This is a genomic window from Marinobacter lutaoensis (genome assembly GCF_001981305.1).
In the GTDB taxonomy this organism is placed as follows: domain Bacteria; phylum Pseudomonadota; class Gammaproteobacteria; order Pseudomonadales; family Oleiphilaceae; genus Marinobacter; species Marinobacter lutaoensis.
Window position 1 is genome coordinate 424,602 of record NZ_MSCW01000001.1, and the last position, 22,542, is coordinate 447,143.

18 protein-coding genes and 4 tRNA genes are annotated in these 22,542 nt (G+C 61.2%); 18 read left to right on the top strand and 4 right to left on the bottom strand.

Annotated elements, in window-relative coordinates; all coding sequences use genetic code 11:
* Positions 1–4: 4 nt before the first annotated feature.
* Positions 5–886: a LysR family transcriptional regulator gene (locus BTO32_RS01975; RefSeq protein ID WP_076722755.1), complete on the bottom strand. Its 882-nt coding sequence runs from the start codon at positions 884–886 to the stop codon at positions 5–7.
* 138 nt (positions 887–1,024) lie between these two features.
* Here BTO32_RS01975 and BTO32_RS01980 point away from each other — a divergent pair, with 138 nt between their 5' ends.
* The 7 genes from BTO32_RS01980 to BTO32_RS02010 all read left to right on the top strand — a co-directional run bounded on the left by BTO32_RS01980 (position 1,025) and on the right by BTO32_RS02010 (position 7,721).
* Complete coding sequence (locus tag BTO32_RS01980; RefSeq protein ID WP_076722756.1) at positions 1,025–1,795, top strand: ferredoxin--NADP reductase; 771 nt, start codon at positions 1,025–1,027, stop codon at positions 1,793–1,795.
* Positions 1,796–1,865: 70 nt separating this feature from the next.
* Positions 1,866–2,276: an acyl-CoA thioesterase gene (locus tag BTO32_RS01985; RefSeq protein ID WP_076722757.1), complete on the top strand. Its 411-nt coding sequence runs from the start codon at positions 1,866–1,868 to the stop codon at positions 2,274–2,276.
* A 112-nt stretch (positions 2,277–2,388) separates the two neighbouring features.
* A complete protein-coding gene (locus BTO32_RS01990) occupies positions 2,389–3,285 on the top strand; it encodes a hypothetical protein (protein ID WP_076722758.1) in 897 nt (298 codons plus the stop codon).
* 234 nt (positions 3,286–3,519) lie between these two features.
* Positions 3,520–4,545, top strand: a complete 1,026-nt coding sequence (locus BTO32_RS01995) for an amino acid ABC transporter substrate-binding protein (protein WP_139339000.1) — start codon at positions 3,520–3,522, stop codon at positions 4,543–4,545.
* A gap of 94 nt (positions 4,546–4,639) precedes the next feature.
* A complete protein-coding gene (locus tag BTO32_RS02000) occupies positions 4,640–5,827 on the top strand; it encodes an amino acid ABC transporter permease (protein ID WP_076722759.1) in 1,188 nt (395 codons plus the stop codon).
* Complete coding sequence (locus BTO32_RS02005; RefSeq protein ID WP_076722760.1) at positions 5,827–6,912, top strand: amino acid ABC transporter permease; 1,086 nt, start codon at positions 5,827–5,829, stop codon at positions 6,910–6,912. The genes BTO32_RS02000 and BTO32_RS02005 overlap by 1 nt, the downstream gene beginning before the upstream one ends.
* 98 nt (positions 6,913–7,010) lie before the next feature.
* A complete protein-coding gene (locus BTO32_RS02010) occupies positions 7,011–7,721 on the top strand; it encodes an amino acid ABC transporter ATP-binding protein (protein ID WP_245820252.1) in 711 nt (236 codons plus the stop codon).
* 62 nt (positions 7,722–7,783) lie between these two features.
* Here the strand turns inward: BTO32_RS02010 and BTO32_RS02015 are convergent, their stop codons facing one another.
* Positions 7,784–8,515 (bottom strand): UDP-2,3-diacylglucosamine diphosphatase, encoded by a 732-nt coding sequence (locus BTO32_RS02015; RefSeq protein ID WP_076722761.1) that lies wholly within the window; start codon positions 8,513–8,515, stop codon positions 7,784–7,786.
* On the bottom strand, positions 8,512–9,012 hold the full coding sequence (locus BTO32_RS02020) for a peptidylprolyl isomerase (RefSeq protein WP_076722762.1): 501 nt from the start codon (positions 9,010–9,012) through the stop codon (positions 8,512–8,514). Before BTO32_RS02020 ends, BTO32_RS02015 begins: the two co-directional genes overlap by 4 nt.
* Before the next feature lie 137 nt (positions 9,013–9,149).
* Between BTO32_RS02020 and BTO32_RS02025 the strand changes: the two genes are divergently transcribed.
* From BTO32_RS02025 to BTO32_RS02035, 3 genes are all read left to right on the top strand, one after another.
* Positions 9,150–10,829 (top strand): glutamine--tRNA ligase/YqeY domain fusion protein, encoded by a 1,680-nt coding sequence (locus BTO32_RS02025; protein ID WP_076722763.1) that lies wholly within the window; start codon positions 9,150–9,152, stop codon positions 10,827–10,829.
* Positions 10,826–12,214, top strand: a complete 1,389-nt coding sequence (gene cysS, locus BTO32_RS02030) for a cysteine--tRNA ligase (protein WP_076722764.1) — start codon at positions 10,826–10,828, stop codon at positions 12,212–12,214. Before BTO32_RS02025 ends, cysS begins: the two co-directional genes overlap by 4 nt.
* A gap of 166 nt (positions 12,215–12,380) precedes the next feature.
* A complete protein-coding gene (locus BTO32_RS02035; protein ID WP_076722765.1) occupies positions 12,381–14,561 on the top strand; it encodes a malate synthase G in 2,181 nt (726 codons plus the stop codon).
* Positions 14,562–14,632: 71 nt separating this feature from the next.
* On the opposite strand, the gene folD is transcribed toward BTO32_RS02035, so the two are convergent.
* Complete coding sequence (folD, locus tag BTO32_RS02040; RefSeq protein WP_076722766.1) at positions 14,633–15,496, bottom strand: bifunctional methylenetetrahydrofolate dehydrogenase/methenyltetrahydrofolate cyclohydrolase FolD; 864 nt, start codon at positions 15,494–15,496, stop codon at positions 14,633–14,635.
* A gap of 222 nt (positions 15,497–15,718) precedes the next feature.
* Between folD and BTO32_RS02045 the strand changes: the two genes are divergently transcribed.
* The 8 genes from BTO32_RS02045 (at position 15,719) to lon (ending at position 22,491) form a co-directional block, all read left to right on the top strand.
* Positions 15,719–15,795: transfer RNA gene (locus BTO32_RS02045), tRNA-Pro, on the top strand.
* A 33-nt stretch (positions 15,796–15,828) separates the two neighbouring features.
* Positions 15,829–15,905, top strand: a tRNA-Arg gene (locus tag BTO32_RS02050).
* A gap of 98 nt (positions 15,906–16,003) precedes the next feature.
* A tRNA-His gene (locus BTO32_RS02055) sits at positions 16,004–16,079 on the top strand.
* Positions 16,080–16,152: 73 nt separating this feature from the next.
* Positions 16,153–16,237: transfer RNA gene (locus BTO32_RS02060), tRNA-Leu, on the top strand.
* 200 nt (positions 16,238–16,437) lie between these two features.
* Positions 16,438–17,742, top strand: a complete 1,305-nt coding sequence (gene tig, locus BTO32_RS02065) for a trigger factor (RefSeq protein ID WP_076722767.1) — start codon at positions 16,438–16,440, stop codon at positions 17,740–17,742.
* A 169-nt stretch (positions 17,743–17,911) separates the two neighbouring features.
* Entirely contained in the window at positions 17,912–18,547 is a 636-nt protein-coding gene (gene clpP, locus BTO32_RS02070; RefSeq protein ID WP_076722768.1) for an ATP-dependent Clp endopeptidase proteolytic subunit ClpP, read from the top strand.
* 77 nt (positions 18,548–18,624) lie between these two features.
* Positions 18,625–19,908 (top strand): ATP-dependent Clp protease ATP-binding subunit ClpX, encoded by a 1,284-nt coding sequence (clpX, locus tag BTO32_RS02075; protein WP_076722769.1) that lies wholly within the window; start codon positions 18,625–18,627, stop codon positions 19,906–19,908.
* A gap of 177 nt (positions 19,909–20,085) precedes the next feature.
* The gene (lon, locus tag BTO32_RS02080) at positions 20,086–22,491 is read left to right on the top strand and encodes an endopeptidase La (protein WP_076722770.1); all 2,406 of its coding nucleotides are present in this window, start codon (positions 20,086–20,088) and stop codon (positions 22,489–22,491) included.
* Positions 22,492–22,542 lie beyond the last annotated feature (51 nt).

Genomic DNA, 22,542 nt, shown 5'->3' on the forward strand with positions numbered 1-22,542 from the left:
AGGCTCACAGTCGGCGACACAGGGTCATCCAGGCATCGATGCCGGCACTGCGGTATTTCTGCTTATGCAGGATGAAGTAAAACTGGCGGTCGAAGCGCCGGTGTTCAGGCACGGCAAGCGGCACCAGGCTCCCCCGCTTGAAGGCGTCGGCCAACACCACCCGGGACAGGCAGCCGATGCCCAGATTGGCTTCCACCGCCCGCTTGATGGCTTCGGTATGCTCCAGTTCCAGTAGCACGTTCAGATCCGGCAGCAGTCCGTGCATGCCCCGTTCGAAGCTTTGGCGCGTACCCGAGCCCTGTTCCCGCATGATCCAGGTGGCCTGGCGGAGGTCGTCGTCGGTGAGTGTGCCCTTGCTGGCCAGCGGATGCTCGGGCGCGCAAAAAACCACCAGCTCGTCTTCCCGCCAAGGGATCATGTCCAGCTCTGGGGACTGGATTTCCCCCTCGATCAGGCCGATGTCCAGTTCGAAATCCTTGACCCGGCGGGCAATGGTGGCGGTGTTGGCCACCTCCAGGGAAACCCTGGGACGGCTTGGCGACGTCATGTACTCGGCCATGACGCCGACCGCCAGGTAGTTGCCAATGGTCAGCGTTGCCCCCACTTTCAGCGCTCCCGCCTCCGAGTGCTTGCTGAATGCCTGTTCCAGCTCCCGCGCCTGGGCCAGCACCGACTCCACCTTGGGCCGGTACAGGCGGCCAAGCTCGTTCAGCTGCAGGCGCTTGCCGACCCGGTCGAACAATTGGATGTCGAACTGGCTCTCCAGCTCCTTGAGGGCGCTGCTGGCCGCGGACTGCGACATGGCGAGGGATTCTGCCGCACGGGTGATGTTTTGGAAGTGCGCGGCGGCGAGGAACACTTCCAGTTGCCGAAAACTGAATTTCATAAGCGGTCGCTTTTTTATCGATTATCCCGAATAAGGTTATGAAAATAACCCATTTCATCGATAGGTTACTGGTCGGTTACACTGCCGGCAATTCGCAATGAGAATTTTTCCGAACCGCCGTGCCGATATGAGGTCGACATGAGTAACCTGATGAAAGAAACCGTGACCAGTGTCCACCACTGGAACGATACCCTGTTCAGTTTCCGTACCAGCCGGGATCCCGGTTTCCGTTTCAAGAACGGCCATTTTGTCATGATTGGCCTGGAAACCGACGGCAAGCCGCTGATGCGGGCGTACAGCATTGCCAGCGCCAACTATGAGGAGGAACTGGAGTTCTTTTCCATCAAGGTGCCCGATGGTCCGCTGACCTCCCGCCTGCAGAAAATCAAGCCGGGTGACGAAATTCTGTTGAGCAAGAAACCGACCGGCACCCTGGTGCTGGATAACCTGCTGCCGGGCCGGAACCTCTGGCTGATCAGCACCGGCACCGGCTTGGCGCCGTTTCTCAGCATCATCAAGGATCCGGAAGTCTACGAGGCCTTCGACAAGGTCATTCTCACCCACGGTGTCCGGTATGTCTCGGAGCTGGCCTATCAGCAGCAGATCGAGTCCCTGCCGGAAAATGAGTATTTCGGTGACATGGTGCGTGGCAAGCTGCTGTACTACCCCACGGTGACCCGGGAGCCGTTCCGCAACCAGGGTCGGCTGACGGATGCCATGGAAACCGGCAAGATCAATCGTGAACTGGGTTTCCCGGATTTCAATCCAGACGTTGACCGGTTCATGATCTGCGGCAGCCCGAGCATGCTCAAGGATACCTGTGCCATTCTCAACCGCATGGGCTTCCGGGAAGCCCGGGGCGGCGAGCTGGGGCACTACGTCATCGAGCGGGCATTCGTCGAGCAGTAGGGAGAATGGACCTGCGCCGGGGGCCGGTTAGCGATATGCTTGGGCGTGGATAATCAAAGGAACACGCTGCATGTTTACACTTGAAATACACCCCCGCTTCAGTGATACCGACGCTCTTGGTCATATCAGCAACACGTCCCTGCCCGTGTGGTTCGAGCAGGGGCGCACCCCCATCTTCGAAATTTTCCATCCGTCGCTGGATGTCAAGACCTGGCCGCTGATCCTGGCGCGCCTGGAAATTGATTTGCTGGCCCAGAGTTACTGGCACCTGCCGGTGGAAATCCGCACCGGTATCGGCAAGATCGGCAACAGCTCGTGCCACGTGGTGCAGGAGGCTTGGCAGAACGGCACGCGGGTCGCCCGGGGTGTGGCGGTGCTCATTCACTTCGATTATTCGACCGAGCGGTCGGTGCCGATTCCGGAGTCGGTACGCCGCCAGCTGGAGTGCCACCGGGTGTCGGAGGAGAGCCTGCCCGCCTGACCGGCTCGGGTGCAGTCGCCGGTAACCGATCCGTAATATCGCGGACATGCGCTTGCGGGGCGGTTGCACCCATACTGGCGGAGTCTCCGCCGGTATCCTCGTGAGGTGTCCCTTGCTGCGAACACGACTCCTGCTGACCATCCTGCTGTTGGTACTGTCACTTGCCGGGTGTAGCCCGGACCCGGACGACAAGGGCGCGTCGGACGGCGAGCAGGCGGCCGAGTCCCGGGAAGGCACGGACATTTCCCTCTCCCTCAAACCGGGCCAGCTGGATTGGGTTGGCCAGAAAATATTCGAGAACGAATGCGCCTCCCGCTATGACTGTCTGGTGCACTGGAATCCCGGCGAGGCGTTTCCTTCGCTGGGGATCGGCCACTTCATCTGGTACCCCGAGGGCGTGGACGGCCCCTATGTCGAAAGCTTTCCCGCCCTGATCCGCTACATGGCGCAACGGCAGGTGGCGGTGCCGGAGTGGCTGCGGCAGCTGGAACCGTTCGAGGCGCCCTGGCCAGACCGGGAGACCTTTCTTGGGGCCCGGGACTCGGTTGCGGTGGCCGAGCTGCGCGAGTTCCTGGCCGGCACCCAGGGATTGCAGGCGGAGTTCATGTTTCGACGAGCCCGGCAGTCGCTGGAGCGGGTGCTCGCGAGCGCCCCGGCCGACCGGCGGGACGACGTGAGCCGGTACCTGCGTGAGCTGAGCTCGACCCCGGGGGGGCTCTATGCCCTGATCGACTACGTCAATTTCAAGGGGGAAGGGCTGTCGGAGAAGGAACGCTATCGGGGCCATGGCTGGGGGCTGCTGCAGGTGCTGCTGGCCATGGAACCTGGGCCCGGCCAGACGGCTTTGGACGCTTTCCGCGAGGCGGCGGCGAGGGTGCTGACGCTGCGCGCCGAACGTGCTGACCGGGCCATCGAACGGGAGCAGTGGCTGCCGGGCTGGCTCAAGCGCCTGGACTCCTACCGGGAACCCACGCCCTCGCCGGTCGGGGGTGCCGCCAAGCAAGGTTGAATTCCAAATCCTGAGATTTGTTCTACTTTTATCGGAAGGTGCCCCAGAATCGAGCGCGCGGGGGCAAGGTGTTCCGAATCGATGCATCGGTTGACCACCGATCCCCGCCTGCGCTCGCTCTCTGTGTGTACCTCATTGAAAAATATAAAAAATCAACCAAAGGGGCAGGCTGGCCCGAACCTTGCCTGTGTTCCCGCCGTTGAACTTCATCAACGGACATTCGGAGATTAAAAAATGATCAAGACCCGATGGATTGCTGTTGGCGCAGCCCTGGTGATTGGCGCGATCACCTCGGCCTCCGCAACGGCTGCAACCACCCTGGAAAACATCAAGAAGAAAGGGCATGTTCAATGCGGTGTCACCACCGGTCTTCCGGGCTTCTCGCAGCCTGACGAGAAAGGCAACTGGACCGGACTGGACGTGGACACCTGCCGGGCCGTCGCGGCCGCGGTGTTCGGTGATGCCAAGGCGGTGGAATTCACGCCGTTGACCGCGAAAGAGCGATTCACCGCGCTGCAGTCGGGCGAGATCGACGTGCTGTCCCGGAATACCACCTGGACGCTGACCCGGGACGCCTCCCTGGGTCTCAACTTCACCGGCGTGAACTACTACGACGGCCAGGGCTTCCTGGTGAGCAAGGAACTCGGTGTGAGCGATGCCAAGGATCTTGACGGCGCCACTGTCTGTATCCAGTCCGGCACCACCACCGAGCTCAACCTCGCAGATTATTTCCGGGCCAAGGGCATGGAGTTCACACCGATTGTCTTCGACACCTCGGAGCAGACCGTCCAGGGCTTCTCCTCCGGACGCTGCGATGTGCTGACGTCCGATCGCTCCCAGCTTGCGGCACTGCGCTCCAAACTGCCGGACCCGAACAGTGCGGTCATCCTGCCCAACATCATTTCCAAGGAACCCCTGGGCCCGGTGGTTCGCCAGGGCGACGATGAGTGGTTCAACATCGTGAAATGGGTCCTGTTCGTGCAGATCAACGCTGAGGAACTGGGTGTCACCTCCGCCAACGTGGATGACATGAAAAAGTCCGACAACCCGAGCGTCAAGCGGCTGCTGGGGACCGACGGCGACATGGGGGCCAAGCTGGGCCTGGCCGCCGACTTCGGATATCACATCATCAAACAGGTCGGCAATTACGGCGAGATGTACGACCGTAACGTCGGACCTGGCACGCCCCTCGACCTGGAGCGCGGCCTGAACGCGCTGTGGAGCGACGGCGGCATCATGTACGCACCTCCCGTCCGTTAAGGAACCATCGGTGTCACAGGCGCGGCGCCGTGCTCAGGCGCCGCGCCTGTGGTGAATCACGTATTTGCCACCGTGGCGCTGTTCGGGAACTTACATGAATTCACAACAACCCGTTTCCAAACCTTCCGGCCCCAAGCCATGGTACGACCCGCGCGTGCGTGCCCTGGTGTTTCAGGCTCTTGCCCTTGCGGCCGTCTTCTGGGCCGGCTGGGTTCTGATTGACAATACTCTGGCGAACATGGAAAGCCGGGGCATCAGCACCGGCTTCGGTTTCCTGGATCAATCGGCCGGTTTCGGCATCATCATGCACCTTATCCCCTACGACGCGACCATGTCCTATGGTCGAACGTTCTGGGTGGGGCTGCTGAACACCCTGCTGGTCTCCTTTCTGGGGATCGTGGCGGCGACCATCCTGGGGTTCCTCCTCGGCGTGGCGAGACTGTCCAGTAACTGGCTGGTGGCCAGGCTGGCGCTGGTCTACATCGAGGTCATCCGGAACATTCCGCTGCTACTTCAGATTTTCTTCTGGTACTTCGCCGTGCTCCGGAACCTTCCGGCGCCCCGCCAGAGCCTTGAGCTTGCGGGGCTGGCGTTTCTGAACAATCGGGGCCTGTACCTGCCTGACCCGGTTGCCCAGGAGGGGGCCGGTGCCCTGTTCGCGATTTGCCTGCTGGCGGTGGTGGCGGTCGTTGTGCTCAGGATCTGGGCAAAGCGCCGACAGCGGGCCACGGGCCGGATTTTCCCAACCTTCCGGGTGGGCCTGGCGATTCTGGTCCTGGTCCCCGCCCTGGGGTACCTGGCGACCGGGGCCCCCATCGCCTGGGATGTTCCGGAACTGAGGGGGTTCAATTACCGGGGCGGGCTCACCCTGATCCCGGAATTGGCTGCGCTCTGGGTTGCCCTGTCGCTGTACACAGCCGCCTTTATCGCCGAGATCGTCCGCTCCGGCATCCTGTCCGTCAGCAAGGGGCAGACCGAGGCGTCGAAGGCACTGGGGCTGCCCAACGGACTGACCCTGCGTCTGGTGGTCATTCCCCAGGCGATGCGAGTCATCATCCCGCCGCTCACCAGCCAGTACCTGAACCTCACCAAGAACTCATCGCTGGCAACCGCCATCGGTTACCCGGATCTGGTGGCGGTGTTCATGGGAACCACCCTGAACCAGACCGGGCAGGCGGTGGAAGTGGTGGCGATGACGATGGCTGTTTACCTGAGCATCAGTCTGTTCATATCGCTGCTGATGAACCTCTACAACCGCGCCGTGGCCATTAAGGAGAGATGATGGGAGGCTCTGTAATGAAACCCCCGGTGTCCCGACTGGCCCCCGTGCAGTGGATCCGGCAGAACCTGTTTTCCACCTGGTACAACACGCTGCTGACGCTGGCGGTGGGCTGGCTGCTGGTGACCAGTGTAGTGCCGGTGTTCGACTGGCTGATCTTCGGTGCCACCTTCTCCGGTGACGGCCCGGGTGACTGTGTGGGGAAGGGGGCCTGCTGGTTGTTCATCAACCAGCGGCTGAACTTCTTCATCTACGGCTTCTATCCGGATGCCGAACAGTGGCGTGTCGACATCATGTTCGCGCTTCTGGCGCTGTCGTTCGTGCCCCAGTTCATCGATCGGTTCCCCGGCCGCACATGGTTTGGGCTTTTCGGTCTGACCGGGTTGCCGCTGTGCGGCTATATCCTGATTCCGGGGGGCTGGTTTGGCCTGGAACCGGTGGACAGCAGTAAATGGGGCGGCCTGATGCTGACCCTGGTGATTGCCTATGTCGGCATCATTGCCTCGTTGCCCATCGGCGTGCTGCTGGCACTCGGGCGCCGCTCAGAAATGCCGATCATCCGCGGCCTGTGCATCGTGTTCATCGAAGTGTGGCGGGCGGTCCCCCTGATCACCGTGCTGTTCATGGCGTCGGTGATGCTGCCGCTGTTCCTGCCGGAAGGTATGAACTTTGAGAAGCTCCTGCGGGCGCTGATCGGTATCACGCTCTGGCAGTCGGCGTACATGGCCGAAGTCATCCGGGGCGGGCTGCAGGCCATTCCCCGAGGCCAGTACGAGGCCGCCAGCGCCCTCGGGCTTGGCTACTGGCGCAGGATGGGGCTGGTGATCCTGCCCCAGGCCCTGAAGCTGGTCATTCCCGGAATCGTGAACACCTTCATCGCCCTGTTCAAGGACACGACGCTGGTCCTGATCATCGGCCTGTTCGATGTTCTCGGCGCGGTGCAGTCGACCGTGACCGATCCGGCGTGGCAGAACGTTGCGACCGAAGGCTACGTCTTTGTTGCGTTCTGCTTCTGGGTCTTCTGTTTCGGCATTTCCCGGTACAGCCAGAACCTTGAGCGGAAACTGGATACCGGGCACAAAACCTGACGGGTAATACTATGGCAGAACACAATTCAGCAACGAACGCCGCCGATATTCCCTCGGCGGCACAGCATGACGCCCCGGACATCATTCAGGTCGAGGGCATGCACAAATGGTATGGCGAGTTTCATGTGCTCAGGGACCTGAACCTGAGCGTCCGGCGTGGTGAGCGCATCGTCATTTGCGGACCTTCCGGGTCCGGGAAGTCGACGTTCATCCGGTGCATTAACCGCCTGGAGGAGCACCAGCAGGGCAAGATCATCGTCGACGGGGTTGAGCTGACCGACGACGTTCGTCAAATCGACAGTGTCCGGCGGGAAGTGGGTATGGTGTTCCAGCATTTCAATCTGTTTCCTCACCTGACGGTGCTGGAGAACTGTTGTCTGGCGCCGGTCTGGGTCCGCAAGGTTCCCCGCAAGGAGGCCGAGCAGACCGCCATGGAGTATCTGGAACGGGTGAAGATACCGGACCAGGCCCACAAGTACCCCGGGCAGCTCTCCGGCGGGCAGCAGCAGCGGGTGGCGATTGCCCGTGCTCTGTGCATGAAGCCGAAGATCATGCTGTTCGACGAGCCGACCTCGGCGCTCGATCCGGAAATGATCAAGGAAGTTCTCGACGTCATGATTGAGCTGGCCGGCAGCGGCATGACCATGCTGTGCGTCACCCATGAAATGGGCTTTGCCAAGACGGTGGCCGACCGGGTGATCTTCATGGACGGTGGCGAGATCGTGGAGCAGGGGCCGCCCAAGGCGTTTTTCAGCAACCCCCGGGAACCGAGGACGCAGAAGTTTCTGGAGCAGATTCTCCAGCACTGAGAGTGAGCGAGGGGGCTCAGGGCCCCCTCGTTCGTTCCGGTGGATGCTCCCTGTTCCCGGCCTCAGCCGTTCAGGGGTTGGCTCCGCAACGCCGGTTCCGCATCGGGCCGGACTTCCAGCCACCAGAGGTCCTTGTCCCAGTCGCCGAGCACGATGCGCTTGGCGGGTTGGCCATTGGCGGTGAGGTCATGCACCGCCGGCCGGTGGGTATGGCCGTGTATCAGGCGCTGTACCCGGTGTGCTTCCATCTCCCGAACGACTTCTTCGGGCGTCACGTCCATGATGTACGCTTCCTTGCCCTGATTCTTCGCCATCGAGATGTCGCGAAGCTGGCGGGCCATGGTCTGGCGCTCGGCCAGGGGACGGGACAGGATCATCTGCTGCCACTGCGGGTTGCGCATATTGGCGCGGAACTTCTGGTATTCGACATCCGCCGTGCACAGGCTGTCGCCGTGCATCAGCAGAGTCGGTTCGCCGTACAGGTCGACGACCGTGGGGTCGTCCAGCAACACGGCTCCGGCCCGGTCGCAGAACGCTTCGCCAATCAGGAAGTCCCGGTTGCCGTGCATCAGGAAGAGCTCGGTGCCGCTGGCGCGTACCGCCTTCAGGGCTGCCGCCACCTGTTCCTGCAGGGGGGTGCGTTCGTCATCGCCGATCCAGGCTTCGAAAAAATCCCCGAGTATGTACAACCGTTCCTGACCGGTCGCGCGTTCGGCCAGGAAGCGGAGGAAGGCGTCCGTAATGTCCGGGCGCGACTCTTCCAGGTGCAGGTCGGAGATGAACAGCGTGGTCACGCGTCCTCCAGGACCTCGGCCTTCTCGATGATAACGTCGTCCGCCGGTACATCCTGATGGCCCGCGCGCATGGTGGTGCGAACTGCCCGGATCTTGTTGACCGTGTCCATGCCTTCAACCACCTTGCCGAACACGCAGTAGCCCCAGCCCTCGGTGGTTTTCGAGGTATGGTCGAGGAAGCCGTTGTTCTCGACGTTGATGAAGAACTGGGCGGTGGCGGAGTGGGGATCCATGGTGCGTGCCATGGCAATGGTGCCGACCATGTTGCTCAGGCCGTTGTCGGCCTCGTTCTGGATCGGCTCACGGGTCTTGCGTGGTTTCATGCCCGGTTCGAAGCCGCCGCCCTGGATCATGAAGTTGCTGATCACACGGTGAAAGATCAGGCCGTCATAGAAGCCGTCGCGCACATACTGTTCAAAGTTCTTGGCGGTGACGGGGGCGTTTTCGTAGTCCAGTTCGAGCTTGATGTCGCCGAGGTTGGTTTGCAGCAGAATCATCCGGGAGTCCTGTATCGGTTCATTGGGTTTCAGCGTCGCGTATTGTACTCAAGAGTTTTCCGGGATGCATGAGTCCGGGTCGGATTTGTGAGTATAATAGGCGGTTTAAGATCCAACCCCTGTCTGACAGAGATTGTATGAGCGCCGAGTCGAAGAAAGCCCACAATTTTATCCAGAGCCTGATCGAAGAAGCCATCGCCAAGGGGGAGCACACCGGCAAAGTGGTGACCCGCTTCCCGCCGGAACCGAACGGTTACCTACACATCGGCCATGCCAAATCCATTTGCCTGAATTTCGGCATCGCGGAGACCTTTGGTGGTGAGTGCAACCTCCGTTTCGACGACACCAACCCCGAGAAGGAGAGCCAGGAATACATCGACGCCATCAAGACCGACGTCGAGTGGCTGGGCTATACCTGGGCCGGGGACGTTCGCTACGCCTCCGATTACTTCGACCAGCTGTACGAGTTTGCCGAGGAGCTGATCCGCAAGGGTAAGGCCTATGTGTGCGCGCTGACCGCGGAGGAGATGGCCGAATACCGGGGAACCCTCAAGACTCCTGGCCGCAACAGCCCCTATCGGGACCGCCCGGTCGAGGAAAACCTGCAGCTGTTCCGGGACATGCGCGACGGCAAGTACCAGAACGGTGAACTGGTGTTGCGGGCCAAGATCGACATGGCCTCGCCCAACATCAACCTGCGTGATCCGATCCTGTACCGGATCCGTTACGCCGAGCACCATCAGACCGGCAACCGGTGGTGCATCTACCCGATGTACGACTTCACCCATCCCATTTCGGACGCCCTCGAAGGCATTACCCATTCCCTGTGTACCCTGGAGTTCGAGGATCATCGCCCGCTCTATGACTGGGTGCTGGAAAACGTGTCGGTTCCCTGCCGGCCCCGGCAGATCGAGTTTGCCCGGCTGAACCTGAACTACACCATCACCTCCAAGCGCAAGCTCAAGCGCCTGGTCGATGAAGGCCACGTGGAAGGCTGGGACGACCCGCGCATGCCCACCATCTCCGGTATGCGCCGCCGGGGTTACACGCCCGAATCCATCCGCAACTTCTGCGACATGATCGGGGTCAACAAGGCCGGAGGCACGGTCGACGTGGGCATGCTGGAGCACGCGATTCGCGAAGACCTGAATGCCCGGGCGCCGCGTGCCATGTGCGTGATGCGCCCGCTCAAAGTCACCCTGGTCAACTATCCCGAGGCGCAGACCGAATCCCTGACCCTGCCGGTGCACCCGCAGAACCCCGACATGGGCGAACGCGAGGTCACCTGGAGCCGGGAACTGTACATCGACCGGGAAGATTTTTCCGAAGAACCGCCGCGTAAGTGGAAGCGCCTGGCCCCCGGGCAGGCCGTGCGCCTGCGCGGCGGTTACGTGATCACCTGCCGGGACGTGGTACGGGATCCGCAGGGCGAGATCGTCGAACTGACGTGCGAGTACGATCCGGCAACCCTGGGCGTGAACCCCGAGGGTTACAAGCCCAATGGCGTGATCCACTGGGTGTCGGCGGTGGACAGTGCCGAGGCTGACATCTACGTGTATGACCGGCTGTTCAACCACGAGGCGCCGGACAGTGACAAGGAAGGCGATTTCCTGGATCACCTGAACCCCGAGTCACTGGTGGTGATCCGGGGCGCGAGGGCGGAGAAGGGGCTGGCCGATCCGCGCACCGATATTCCGTATCAGTTCGAGCGCGAGGGTTACTTTTTCTGCGATCGTGACAAGACCGAGGCGGCCGGCCGGCCGGTGTTCAACCGAACGGTGACCCTGCGGGATTCCTGGGGCAAGGGGGGCAAGTGATCCGCATCTACAACACACTGACTCAGCAGAAGGAAGTCTTCCAGCCGCTGCAGCCGGGTAAGGTCCGTATGTACGTGTGCGGCATGACCGTCTACGACTACTGCCACCTGGGGCATGCCCGGGTACTGGTGGCGTTCGATGTGATCACTCGCTATCTGCGCCACCGGGGCTACGATGTACACTATGTCCGCAACATCACCGACATCGACGACAAGATCCTGCGCCGCGCGGAGGAAAACGGCGAGGCCTTCACCCGTCTGACCGAGCGCATGATTCAGGCCATGCACGAGGACGAGGCGCGTCTCGGGGTGCTGCCGCCGACTGAGGAGCCCCGGGCCACCGCCCACATCGACGACATCATCGCGATGATCCGCACCCTCATCCAGAAGGGGCACGCCTACGTCGCCGATAACGGGGATGTCTACTTTTCGGTGGCCTCCTTCCCCGAGTACGGCAAGCTCAGCAAGAAAAAGCTGGAAGACCTGGTCGCCGGTGCCCGTGTCGACGTGCAGGAGGCCAAGCGCAGCCCTGCGGATTTCGCGCTCTGGAAGGCCGCCAAGCCGGGCGAAGTCAGCTGGCCGTCGCCCTGGGGCGAGGGGCGGCCGGGTTGGCACATCGAGTGCTCGGCCATGTCCACCAAGTGCCTGGGCGAGACCTTCGACATCCACGGCGGTGGCCCGGATCTGCTGTTCCCGCACCACGAGAACGAGATTGCCCAGTCCGAATGCGCCACCGGCCACGCTTTCGTGCACACCTGGATGCATGCCGGCGCCATTCGCGTCAATAAGGAGAAAATGTCCAAGTCCCTGGGCAATTTTTTCACCATCCGCGAAATCCTCGACAAATACCCGGCGGAGGTGGTGCGCTACTTCCTGGTGTCCAGCCATTACCGCAGCCAGGTTGACTATTCCGAAGACAACTTGGCCGAGGCGGGCCGGACGCTGAGCAAGCTCTATCTGGCGCTGCGGGGGATCCTGCCGGCCAAGGACGCCGACGTGCCGGAAACCGAGTACGATCGCCGGTTCACCGAAGTGATGGACGACGACTTCAATACCGCCGGTGCGGTGGCGGTGCTGCATGCCGTGGCCGGCGAGATCAACCAGCTGCGCCGTGACGGCCAGGATCAGGAGGTGCGCCGGATGGCTGCCGTGCTGGTGCGTCTCGGCGCGGTGCTGGGCTTGCTGCAGCAGGATCCGGATGCGTTCCTGCAAGCGGATGCCGGCGCCGAGCTGAGTGCCGAGGAGATCGAACGGCTGATTGAGGCGCGGGCCGAGGCCCGCAAGGCGAGAGACTTTGCCGAGGCGGATCGGATTCGCGACGAACTGGCTGCCAAAGGCATCATTCTCGACGACAGCCGGCAGGGCACCACCTGGCGGAGGGCCTGAGCCGGCCCTCCGCCTAAAGGCGAATTGCGCTCAGGGGTATGAACTCCTACGTAATTTCCCGTACAATGCGGCGCTCAAATCAGAAAGTCCGCGCCCCCGACCGCGTGACCGGCAAGCGGTCGCGTACGGGGGGCGGCGGGAAAACAACCCACTGAGGCAAACAACGATGACAGAACGCGTACAAATCGGCGGCATTCAGGTCGCGAAGACTCTGTATGATTTCGTGAACAACGAAGCGATTCCGGGCACCGGTGTCGATGCGGACAAATTCTGGGCAGAATTTGACAAAATCGTCAACGAACTGGCCCCGCGCAACCGTGAACTGCTGGCCAAGCGAGACGCGATTCAGGAAAAACTGGACAGCTGGAACCGTGAGCACAAGGGTCAGACGCTGGACATGGCCGAGTACAAGGCGTTCCTGAAGGAAATCGGCTACCTCGTGGATGAGCCTGAAGATTTCAAAATTACCACCGCCAACGTGGATCCGGAAGTTGCGACCATGGCCGGCCCGCAGCTGGTGGTGCCGATCATGAACGCCCGCTTTGCCCTGAATGCGGCCAATGCCCGCTGGGGCAGCCTGTACGATGCGCTCTACGGCACCGACGCCATCTCCGAGGAGGGGGGTGCCCAGAAGGGACCGGGCTACAACCCGGTACGGGGGGCCAAGGTCATTGAGTGGGCGCGCAACCTGCTGGACAGTTCCGCACCGCTGGCTTCCGGCAGTCATAAGGATGCGGCCAAATACTATGTCGACAACGGCAAGCTGGTGGTCAAGCTGAAGAACGGCGAAAGCACCGGCCTGAAGGACGCGTCCGGTTTTGTCGGCTACACCGGTGCCGCCGCCGAGCCGACCGGTATTCTGCTGGTCAAGAACGGTTTGCATTTCGAAATCCAGATCGACCCGAGCCATCCGATCGGTAAGGATGACGGTGCCCACGTCAAGGACATCCTCATGGAGTCCGCCCTGACCACCATCATGGATTGCGAGGACTCGGTGGCCGCGGTGGACGCCGACGACAAGACCCTGGCCTACCGCAACTGGCTTGGCCTGATGAAGGGCGACCTGGAGGAGAGCTTCGAGAAGGGTGGCAAGATGATGACCCGGAAAATGAATCCGGATCGCGTCTATACTGCCGCCGATGGCAGCGAGCGGGTACTCAAGGGCCGCAGCCTAATGTTTGTGCGCAATGTCGGTCACCTGATGACCAACCCGGCGATCCTGCTGCAGGACGGCAGCGAGGTTCCGGAAGGCCTGATGGACGGCCTGATCACCTCCCTGATCGCCATTCACGATCTCAAGGGCAACGGCCAGTTCCGGAACAGTGCCACCGGCTCCGTGTACATCGTCAAGCCCAAGCAGCACGGCCCCGAGGAAGTGGCCTTCACCAATGAGTTCTTCAACCGGGTGGAAGATGCCCTGGGGCTGCCGCGTCATACCCTGAAAGTGGGGATCATGGACGAGGAACGTCGCACCACCGTCAACCTCAAGGCGTGCATCCATGCGGCCAAGGATCGCGCCGTGTTCATTAACACCGGCTTCCTGGATCGCACCGGTGACGAAATTCATACCTCCATGGAGCTGGGGCCGTTTATCCGCAAGGGGCCGATGAAGCAGGCCACCTGGATCAACGCCTACGAGCAGTGGAACGTGGATATCGGTCTGGAAACCGGCTTCCGGGGCGTGGCTCAGATCGGCAAGGGCATGTGGGCGATGCCGGACATGATGGCCGCCATGCTCGAGGCCAAAATCGGGCATCCGAAATCCGGTGCCAACACGGCCTGGGTTCCGTCGCCCACTGCGGCCACCCTGCACGCCACCCACTACCACCAAGTCAATGTGGCAGAGGTGCAGAAGCAGCTGGAAAGCCGCGCCCGCGCCAGCCTGGACGACATTCTGACCGTCCCGGTCATGGACGATCCGTCCGCCCTGAGCGCCGAGGACATCCAGCAGGAGCTGGACAACAACGCGCAGGGGATTCTGGGGTACGTGGTGCGCTGGATCGATCAGGGCGTCGGTTGCTCCAAGGTGCCCGACATCAACAATGTCGGCCTGATGGAAGACCGCGCCACCCTGCGCATTTCTTCCCAGCTGTTGACCAACTGGCTGTACCACGGAATCTGCACCGAGGCACAGATCATGGAAACCATGAAGCGCATGGCGGCCGTGGTGGACAAGCAGAACGAGGGGGATCCCAACTACCGCCCGATGGCGCCCGACTTCGACGACAGCGTGGCGTTCCAGGCGGCCGTGGATCTGGTACTGAAAGGGCGCGAGCAGCCGAATGGCTACACCGAGCCGCTGCTGCACGCTTACCGGCAGAAGGCGAAAGCCAAGTACGGCCTGTAACCTGCTGGCCAGACATAAAAAACCCGCGGAGATCCGCGGGTTTTTTATGGCCTGTCTGCGACAGTCGTAGTCTAGTCCTGATCGACGTGGAGGACGTCCGCCGCGTACAGGGTGTTCTGCAGCAAGGTGGCAATGGTCATCGGGCCGACACCGCCGGGAACCGGGGTGATGAAAGCGGCACGCTTGGCGGCGGTTTCGAATTCCACGTCTCCCTTGAGGGTGCCGTCCGGCATCCGGTTGATGCCCACATCGATGACGGTGGCGCCGGGCTTCACCCACTCTCCACGGATCAGCCCGGGTTTGCCGACGGCGGCAACCAGGATGTCCGCTTCCGAAACGAACCGGGGCAGATCCCGGGTGAACCGATGGCACACCGTGGTGGTGGCACCCTTGAGCAGCAGTTCCATGCTCATGGGGCGGCCGACAATATTGGAGGCGCCCACGATCACCGCGTGCTGTCCCTTGTACGGGGTGCCAATGCTGTCAAGCAGGGTGATGATACCCGCCGGCGTGCAGGGGCGGAGGGCCGGCTTGCGCTGCATCAGCCGGCCGATGTTGTATGGGTGAAATCCGTCCACGTCTTTGTCCGGGCGGATCTTGACCAGAATCGGGTCGGCATCCAGATGCGCCGGCAGCGGCAGTTGCACCAGAATGCCATCCACGGTCGGGTTGTCGTTCAGCTCGTCGATCAGGGCTTCCAGGGCCTGTTGGGAGGTATCCTCCGGCAGGTCGTAGGACAGGGATACGATGCCGGCCTCTTCGCAGGCCTTGCGTTTGTTGCCTACATAGACTTTGGAGGCCGGGTCGTTGCCGACCAGGACGACGGCCAGGCCGGGGGCCCGAAGGCCTTGGGCGAGGCGGGACTGCACGCCGGTGGCAACCTGTTGCCGGACCTGGGCGGCGATCTCTTTTCCGTTAATCAGTTGGGCGCTCATGTTTCCGTCTTGTCGGTTGGGCATCTGAATTTGAAGGCTGGCAATTGTCTCATGCTTCCGCCGTGACGCCAATTCGCGAACAGCGAGGGAACTTTTGGTGGCCGTCAGGGTCTTCATTCGGTGACCTCGGCACTGGTTTGGCAAAACCGAGTTGACGGCGGCGCCATGCGCCGGTAATATGCGCGCCAACTTTGCTGAGGCACTTGGTGTTCAGTCAGGAAACGGGGTATAGCGCAGTCTGGTAGCGCGCCTGCTTTGGGAGCAGGATGTCGGGAGTTCGAATCTCTCTACCCCGACCATCCCTCTGAATGTTCAGGTGGGCGAACGGTCGAGCGCCCGTAGCTCAGCTGGATAGAGCAACGGCCTTCTAAGCCGTGGGTCGCAGGTTCGAATCCTGCCGGGCGTGCCATGCAGCCGTCGGTCAGGGCGGTTCCTGGACCACCGATTCAGCAAAGCTTGCAATATTTTCGAAAATGTCGAAAATGCCGCAAGGCAATTCTCAATGTGGTGGACGTAGCTCAGTTGGTAGAGCTCAGGATTGTGACTCCTGCGGTCGAGGGTTCGAGCCCCTTCGTCCACCCCACTTTTCCTTCTTGTCTTGTTTCCCCCGACAGGCGTAACTTGGATGCTGTAGGCGCGATCCTTGTGCCGACCAAGCGAGAGTGGCGGAACTGGTAGACGCGCTGGATTTAGGTTCCAGTGGGGTAACCCGTGAGAGTTCGAGTCTCTCCTCTCGCACCACCTTTCCCGTTGCCTGAGGGCCCGTCCTTTGGTGGCGCTTTCTGATACTGTTCCCGACATCCCGGGAGATTCTCTCCTTGGGGCAAAGCATGATAAACTACCGGCTTTTGATTTTCCGCCCTCCCGCGCGCAGCTGGCCGGACAGGGGTTTTTATTAGAAAATTCATTCACATACCGAACCTGTAATTTGAGGATCTTCCATGCAAGTGTCTGTTGAAACGACCTCCAACATCGAGCGTCGCATGACGATTGGTGTGCCCGCCCAGGAAATCGACCAGGCGGTCCAGAAACGCCTGCAGGAGACTGCGCGTACCGTGCGCCTGAACGGTTTCCGTCCCGGCAAGGTACCCGTGAGCGTGGTCAAGCGTCGTTTCGGTGACAGCATCCGCCAGGAAGTGGTGGGTGAGGTGATGCGCGACAGCTACATCAAGGCACTGCAGGAGCAGGACATCAACCCGGCGGGTTGGCCGAAATTCGAACCGAAAGTGATGGAAGAGGGTAAGGACCTCGAATTCATCGCCACCTTCGAGGTGCTGCCGGAAATCGAGCTGGGCGACCTGAGCGCGATCTCGATCGAGAAGCCGGTGTCCGAAGTGACCGACAAGGACATCGACACCATGATCGACAACCTGCGTCGTCAGCAGGCCACCATGAAAGAAGTCAAGCGCAAGTGCAAGAACAAGGACGTGGTCACCATCGACTTCAAGGGCTTCATCGACGGCGAGGCGTTCGAGGGCGGCTCTGCAGAAGGGCATCGCCTGACCCTGGGTTCCGGTCAGATGATTCCGGGGTTCGAGAAGGGGATCGTCGGTGCCAAGGCCGGTGAGGAAATCGAGATCGAGGTGACCTTCCCGGAGGATTACCACAACGAGGAGCTGGCCGGAAAACCCGCCAAGTTCCAGATCACCGTGCATAAGGTGGAAGAGCCCCAGCTGCCGGAACTGGATGCCGACTTCTTCCAGCGCTTCGGGATCGACGCCGAGGACGAAGCGGCCTTCCGCGAGGAAGTGAAAAAGAACATGGAACGGGAGCTCAAGCAGGCGGTTTCCAACAAGGTTAAGAACGATGTCATCGATGGCCTGTTGGACGTCACCGAGCTGGAGGTTCCGGCCGCGTTGGTGGATCAGGAGATCGACCGTCTGCGCCAGGATGCCGCTCAGCGCTTCGGTGGCCAGGTGGATTTCCAGCAGCTGCCGAAGGAAATCTTTGAAGACCAGGCCAAACGTCGCGTCAAGACCGGTCTGCTGTTCCAGGAAGTGGTCAAGAAAAACGACCTGAAAGCCGACCCGGCCAAGGTGGAAGAGAAAATTCAGGAGATCGCCTCCACCTACGAGCAGCCGGAGGAAGTCGTGGCGCACTTCAACAACAACCCCGACCAGAAGTCTCAGATTGAGGCCGCGGTGCTGGAAGACGCGGTGGTTGAGTGCGTGCTGGCCCAGGCCAAGGTGAAAGAGAAGAAAATGAAGTACGAAGACGCGGTCAAGGCCGGACAGCCTCAGCGCTGAGGGCCGCCGGCCCGGTGAACCGGCCGGGCGGCGCGGACCGAACCTGAAAACAGCCGGCTTGTCCGGCTGTTTTCATCTGGGCCGACTGGTGGCACAGTATGAGGTGCTGAAACGAGCCAACATTCGTGGCACAGCCACGACCCATTGTCCATAAGGAGTTCAGGCGCACATGATGCAGAAACCAATTGATGGTCCCGCAATGGTTACCAATTCCGGCCTGGTGCCCATCGTCATCGAACAAACCGCCCGGGGCGAGCGTTCCTTCGATATCTACTCCAGGCTGCTGAAAGAGCGGGTCATTTTCCTGGTGGGGCCGGTGGAAGATCACATGGCGAACCTGATCGTGGCGCAGCTCCTGTTCCTGGAGTCGGAGAACCCGGACAAGGACATCCACCTGTACATCAACAGCCCAGGTGGCGCGGTGACTGCCGGCATGGCGATCTACGACACCATGCAATTCATCAAGCCCGACGTGGCAACCCTGTGCATCGGCCAGGCCGCCAGCATGGGGGCCTTCCTGCTGGCGGGCGGTGCGCCCGGCAAGCGGGCCTGCCTGCCGCATTCCCGGGTCATGATTCACCAGCCGCTGGGCGGCTACCAGGGGCAGGCCACGGACATCGAGATCCACACCCGTGAGATTCTCAAGATCCGGCACACCCTGAACTCGCTGCTGGCCAAGCATACCGGCCAGGATATCGAGACCATCGCGCGCGACACCGATCGCGACAACTTCATGGATCCCGAGCAAGCCAAAGAGTATGGGCTGATCGATTCTATACTTGATAAGCGCGTGCCGAATAAATAATACTGAAAGCATCGCATCACCCCCTGACCGACGCCGCATGCCAGCGGCGCCGGTCGTAGAAGAACAGAGGTAATTCAATGGCAGATGAAAGAAACGGCAGGAGCGACGATAACAGCAAGTTGCTGTACTGCTCGTTTTGTGGAAAGAGCCAGCATGAAGTCCGGAAGCTCATTGCAGGGCCCTCGGTGTTCATCTGCGACGAGTGCGTTGACCTGTGCAATGACATTATTCGGGAGGAGATCCAGGAGAACGCTCAGGAAGAGGCCAGCGATCGTCTCCCGACTCCCGCGGAGATCCGCGCGACCCTCGACGAATATGTGATCGGCCAGGAACGTGCCAAGGTGGTGCTCTCGGTTGCCGTCTACAACCACTACAAGCGGTTGCGTTACGGCGAAGGCAAGAGCGACGTGGAGCTGGGCAAGAGCAATATTCTGTTGATCGGGCCCACCGGCAGCGGCAAAACCCTGCTCGCGGAAACCCTGGCGCGTATGCTCAATGTACCGTTTACCATCGCGGACGCCACCACGCTCACCGAAGCCGGCTATGTCGGCGAGGATGTCGAGAACATCATCCAGAAGCTGTTGCAGAAGTGCGACTACGACGTGGAAAAGGCCCAGCGGGGCATTGTCTACATTGATGAGATCGACAAGATCTCCCGTAAGTCCGACAACCCGTCGATCACCCGGGACGTGTCCGGTGAAGGTGTACAGCAGGCGCTGCTGAAGCTGATCGAAGGCACCGTCGCCTCAGTCCCGCCCCAGGGCGGTCGCAAGCATCCCCAGCAGGAATTCCTGCAGGTGGACACCACCAACATGCTGTTCATTTGCGGTGGTGCCTTCGCGGGGCTGGAGAAAGTGATTCAGGAACGTTCCGAGCGTTCTTCCATCGGTTTCTCCGCCAACGTGAAAAGTCAGGACGATGCCAAGAGCACGGGTGACATCATCCGTGAGGTGGAGACCGAGGATCTGGTCAAGTTCGGCCTGATTCCCGAGTTCGTCGGCCGTCTGCCGGTGGTGGCAACGCTCACCGAGCTGGACGAGGACGCGCTGGTCCAGATCCTGACGGAGCCGAAGAACGCCCTCACCAAGCAGTATCAGAAACTGTTTGAAATGGAAGGCGTGGAGCTGGATTTCCGGGAAGACGCGTTGCGGGCGGTGGCTCGCAAGGCCATGGAACGGAAAACCGGTGCCCGGGGCCTGCGTTCGATCATGGAGGCGACATTGCTGGATATCATGTACCAGATCCCGTCCGATCGCGATGTCGTCAAGGTGGTGATCGACGAGAGCGTGATCAACGGCGATTCCGAGCCTTTCAAGATCTACGCGAACAACGACCATGCCAAGGCGGTGCCCGAGGACTGATTCCGGGGCCGCATTCCAGGATGGCGTACCGGCCTGAGCCGGATCGGGGAGGGGCGGCAACGCCCCTTTTTCATGAGCGTCCGCCGTCCTCCCACCGATTGGTAAAAAGATTGCAATTCCAGTCAGCGCCCCAATGAAGGGTGGTATGCTGAAGAAAATACCGTCAGAGGAATTCCTATGACCCTGATACCCGAAGATACCGTGCACGAGTACCCGTTGCTTCCCCTGCGAGACGTGGTGGTGTTCCCGCACATGGTGGTTCCCCTGTTCGTTGGCCGGGAAAAATCCATCCAGGCGCTTGAAGCGGCGATGGAGGGCAGCAAGGAAATCCTGCTGGTGGCACAACGGGACGCCGCGACGGATGAACCCGGCCCGAAGGACGTGTTCGAGATGGGGACGCTGGCGACGGTACTGCAGATGCTGCGGTTGCCGGACGGTACCGTCAAGGTTCTGGTGGAGGGCAACGCCCGTGCATCCCTCAGGCAGGTTGCCGAGGGCGACTACCTGACCGCCCAGGCCGTGCTGATGGAGGAGGAATCCCTGCCGGAGCGGGAAGAGGAAGTCCTCGGCAAGACCCTGATGGACGAGTTTGAAAAATTCGTCAAGCTTTCCAAGAAGGTGCCGTCCGAGGTTTCCAACGCCCTGACCGGAATCAACGAGCTGGAACGACTGGCCGACACCATGGCGGCGCACCTTGACATGCGGGTTCCGGAAAAGCAGGAGCTGCTTGAGGCGCTGGACGTTCGTACCCGGGTGGACCTGCTGCTGGCCAAGCTGGACAGTGAAATCGACCTGATCGAGGTAGAGAAGCGTATTCGCGGCCGCGTCAAGAAACAGATGGAGCGCAGCCAGCGCGAGTATTACCTGAACGAGCAGATGAAGGCCATCCAGAAGGAGATGGGGCAGCTGGGCGAAGGCGGGACCGACTTCGAGGAGTTGGAACAGAAGCTGGAAGAGGCCGGCCTGCCGGAAGAGGCCCGCAAGAAAACCGAGGCCGAGCTCAACAAGCTGAAAATGATGTCGCCGATGTCCGCCGAGGCCACGGTGGTCCGTGGTTACATCGACTGGATGCTGGCGGTCCCCTGGAAGAAACGCAGCCGGGTCCGTCATGACATCGAAAAAGCCCGCGAAATTCTGGACCAGGACCACTACGGCCTGGAAGAGGTGAAGTCGCGCATCCTGGAATATCTGGCGGTGCAGAGCCGGGTGAAAAAAGTGAAGGGGCCCGTGCTGTGCTTGGTCGGTCCTCCCGGGGTTGGCAAGACCTCGCTGGGGCAGTCCATCGCCAAGGCCACCAATCGCAAGTACACCCGGATGGCCCTGGGCGGGGTGCGTGACGAGGCGGAGATCCGCGGCCACCGGAAAACATACATCGGTGCGCTGCCGGGCAAGCTGCTGCAGAAGCTGGCCAAGGTGGGTGTGAAGAATCCGCTGTTTCTGCTCGATGAAATCGACAAGATGGGCATGGATCATCGGGGCGACCCGGCATCGGCCCTGCTGGAAGTGCTGGATCCCGAACAGAACCATACCTTCAATGACCACTACCTGGAAGTGGACTACGACCTGTCCGACGTGATGTTCGTGTGCACTTCCAACTCCATGAACATTCCCCCGGCACTGATGGATCGCATGGAGATCATCCGTATTCCGGGGTATACCGAGGACGAAAAGGTCAACATCGCTCTGCGTTACCTGCTGCCCAAGCAGATCAAGGCCAACGGCCTGCGTAAGGACGAACTGCAGCTGCCAGAGGAGACCATCCGGGATCTCATCCGCTACTACACCCGGGAAGCGGGGGTGCGGGGGCTGGAGCGTGAGATCGCCAAGATCTGCCGCAAGGTGGTGCGGGAGCACGTCGAGGCCGGCAACCAGGCCACCGTGACCATCACGCCCGACATGCTGGAGGACTATTCCGGCGTTAAGAAGTTCAAGTACGGCCTGGCGGAAGAAAGCGACCAGATCGGTCAGGTGACCGGGCTGGCCTGGACCCAGGTTGGCGGTGAGCTGCTGACCATTGAATGCGCGCTGACTCCGGGCAAAGGCCGAGTGGTCAAGACCGGCTCTCTGGGGGATGTCATGCAGGAGTCGATCCAGACCGCACTGACGGTGGTCCGGAGCCGCGCGGCGGGGCTGGGAATTGCCAGCGACTTTCATGAGAAGCAGGACCTGCACATCCACGTGCCCGAGGGCGCAACGCCGAAGGATGGCCCCAGTGCGGGTATTGGCATGTGCACCGCGCTGGTGTCGGCGCTGACGCGGATTCCGGTCCGCGCGGATGTGGCAATGACCGGCGAGATCACCCTGCGTGGGCGTGTCCTGGCCATCGGCGGGCTCAAGGAGAAGCTGCTGGCGGCCCATCGTGGTGGTATCAAGACGGTACTGATCCCCGAGGAAAACGTCAGGGATCTCAAGGAAATACCTGAGAATATCAAGGAATCTCTGAATATCCGTCCGGTCACCTGGATCGATGAGGTGCTCGATATCGCCCTGGCATACCCGCCGGAGCGCCATGCCGGGGAGGCGGGCGCGGCGAAACCCAGGGACGATGAAGGGGACGCCGCAGAGCGCATAAATACGCATTAAAGCGGCGGCCAGTTGTTGACACGCCGGAGAGCCCGTTGGTATAACTGTTTC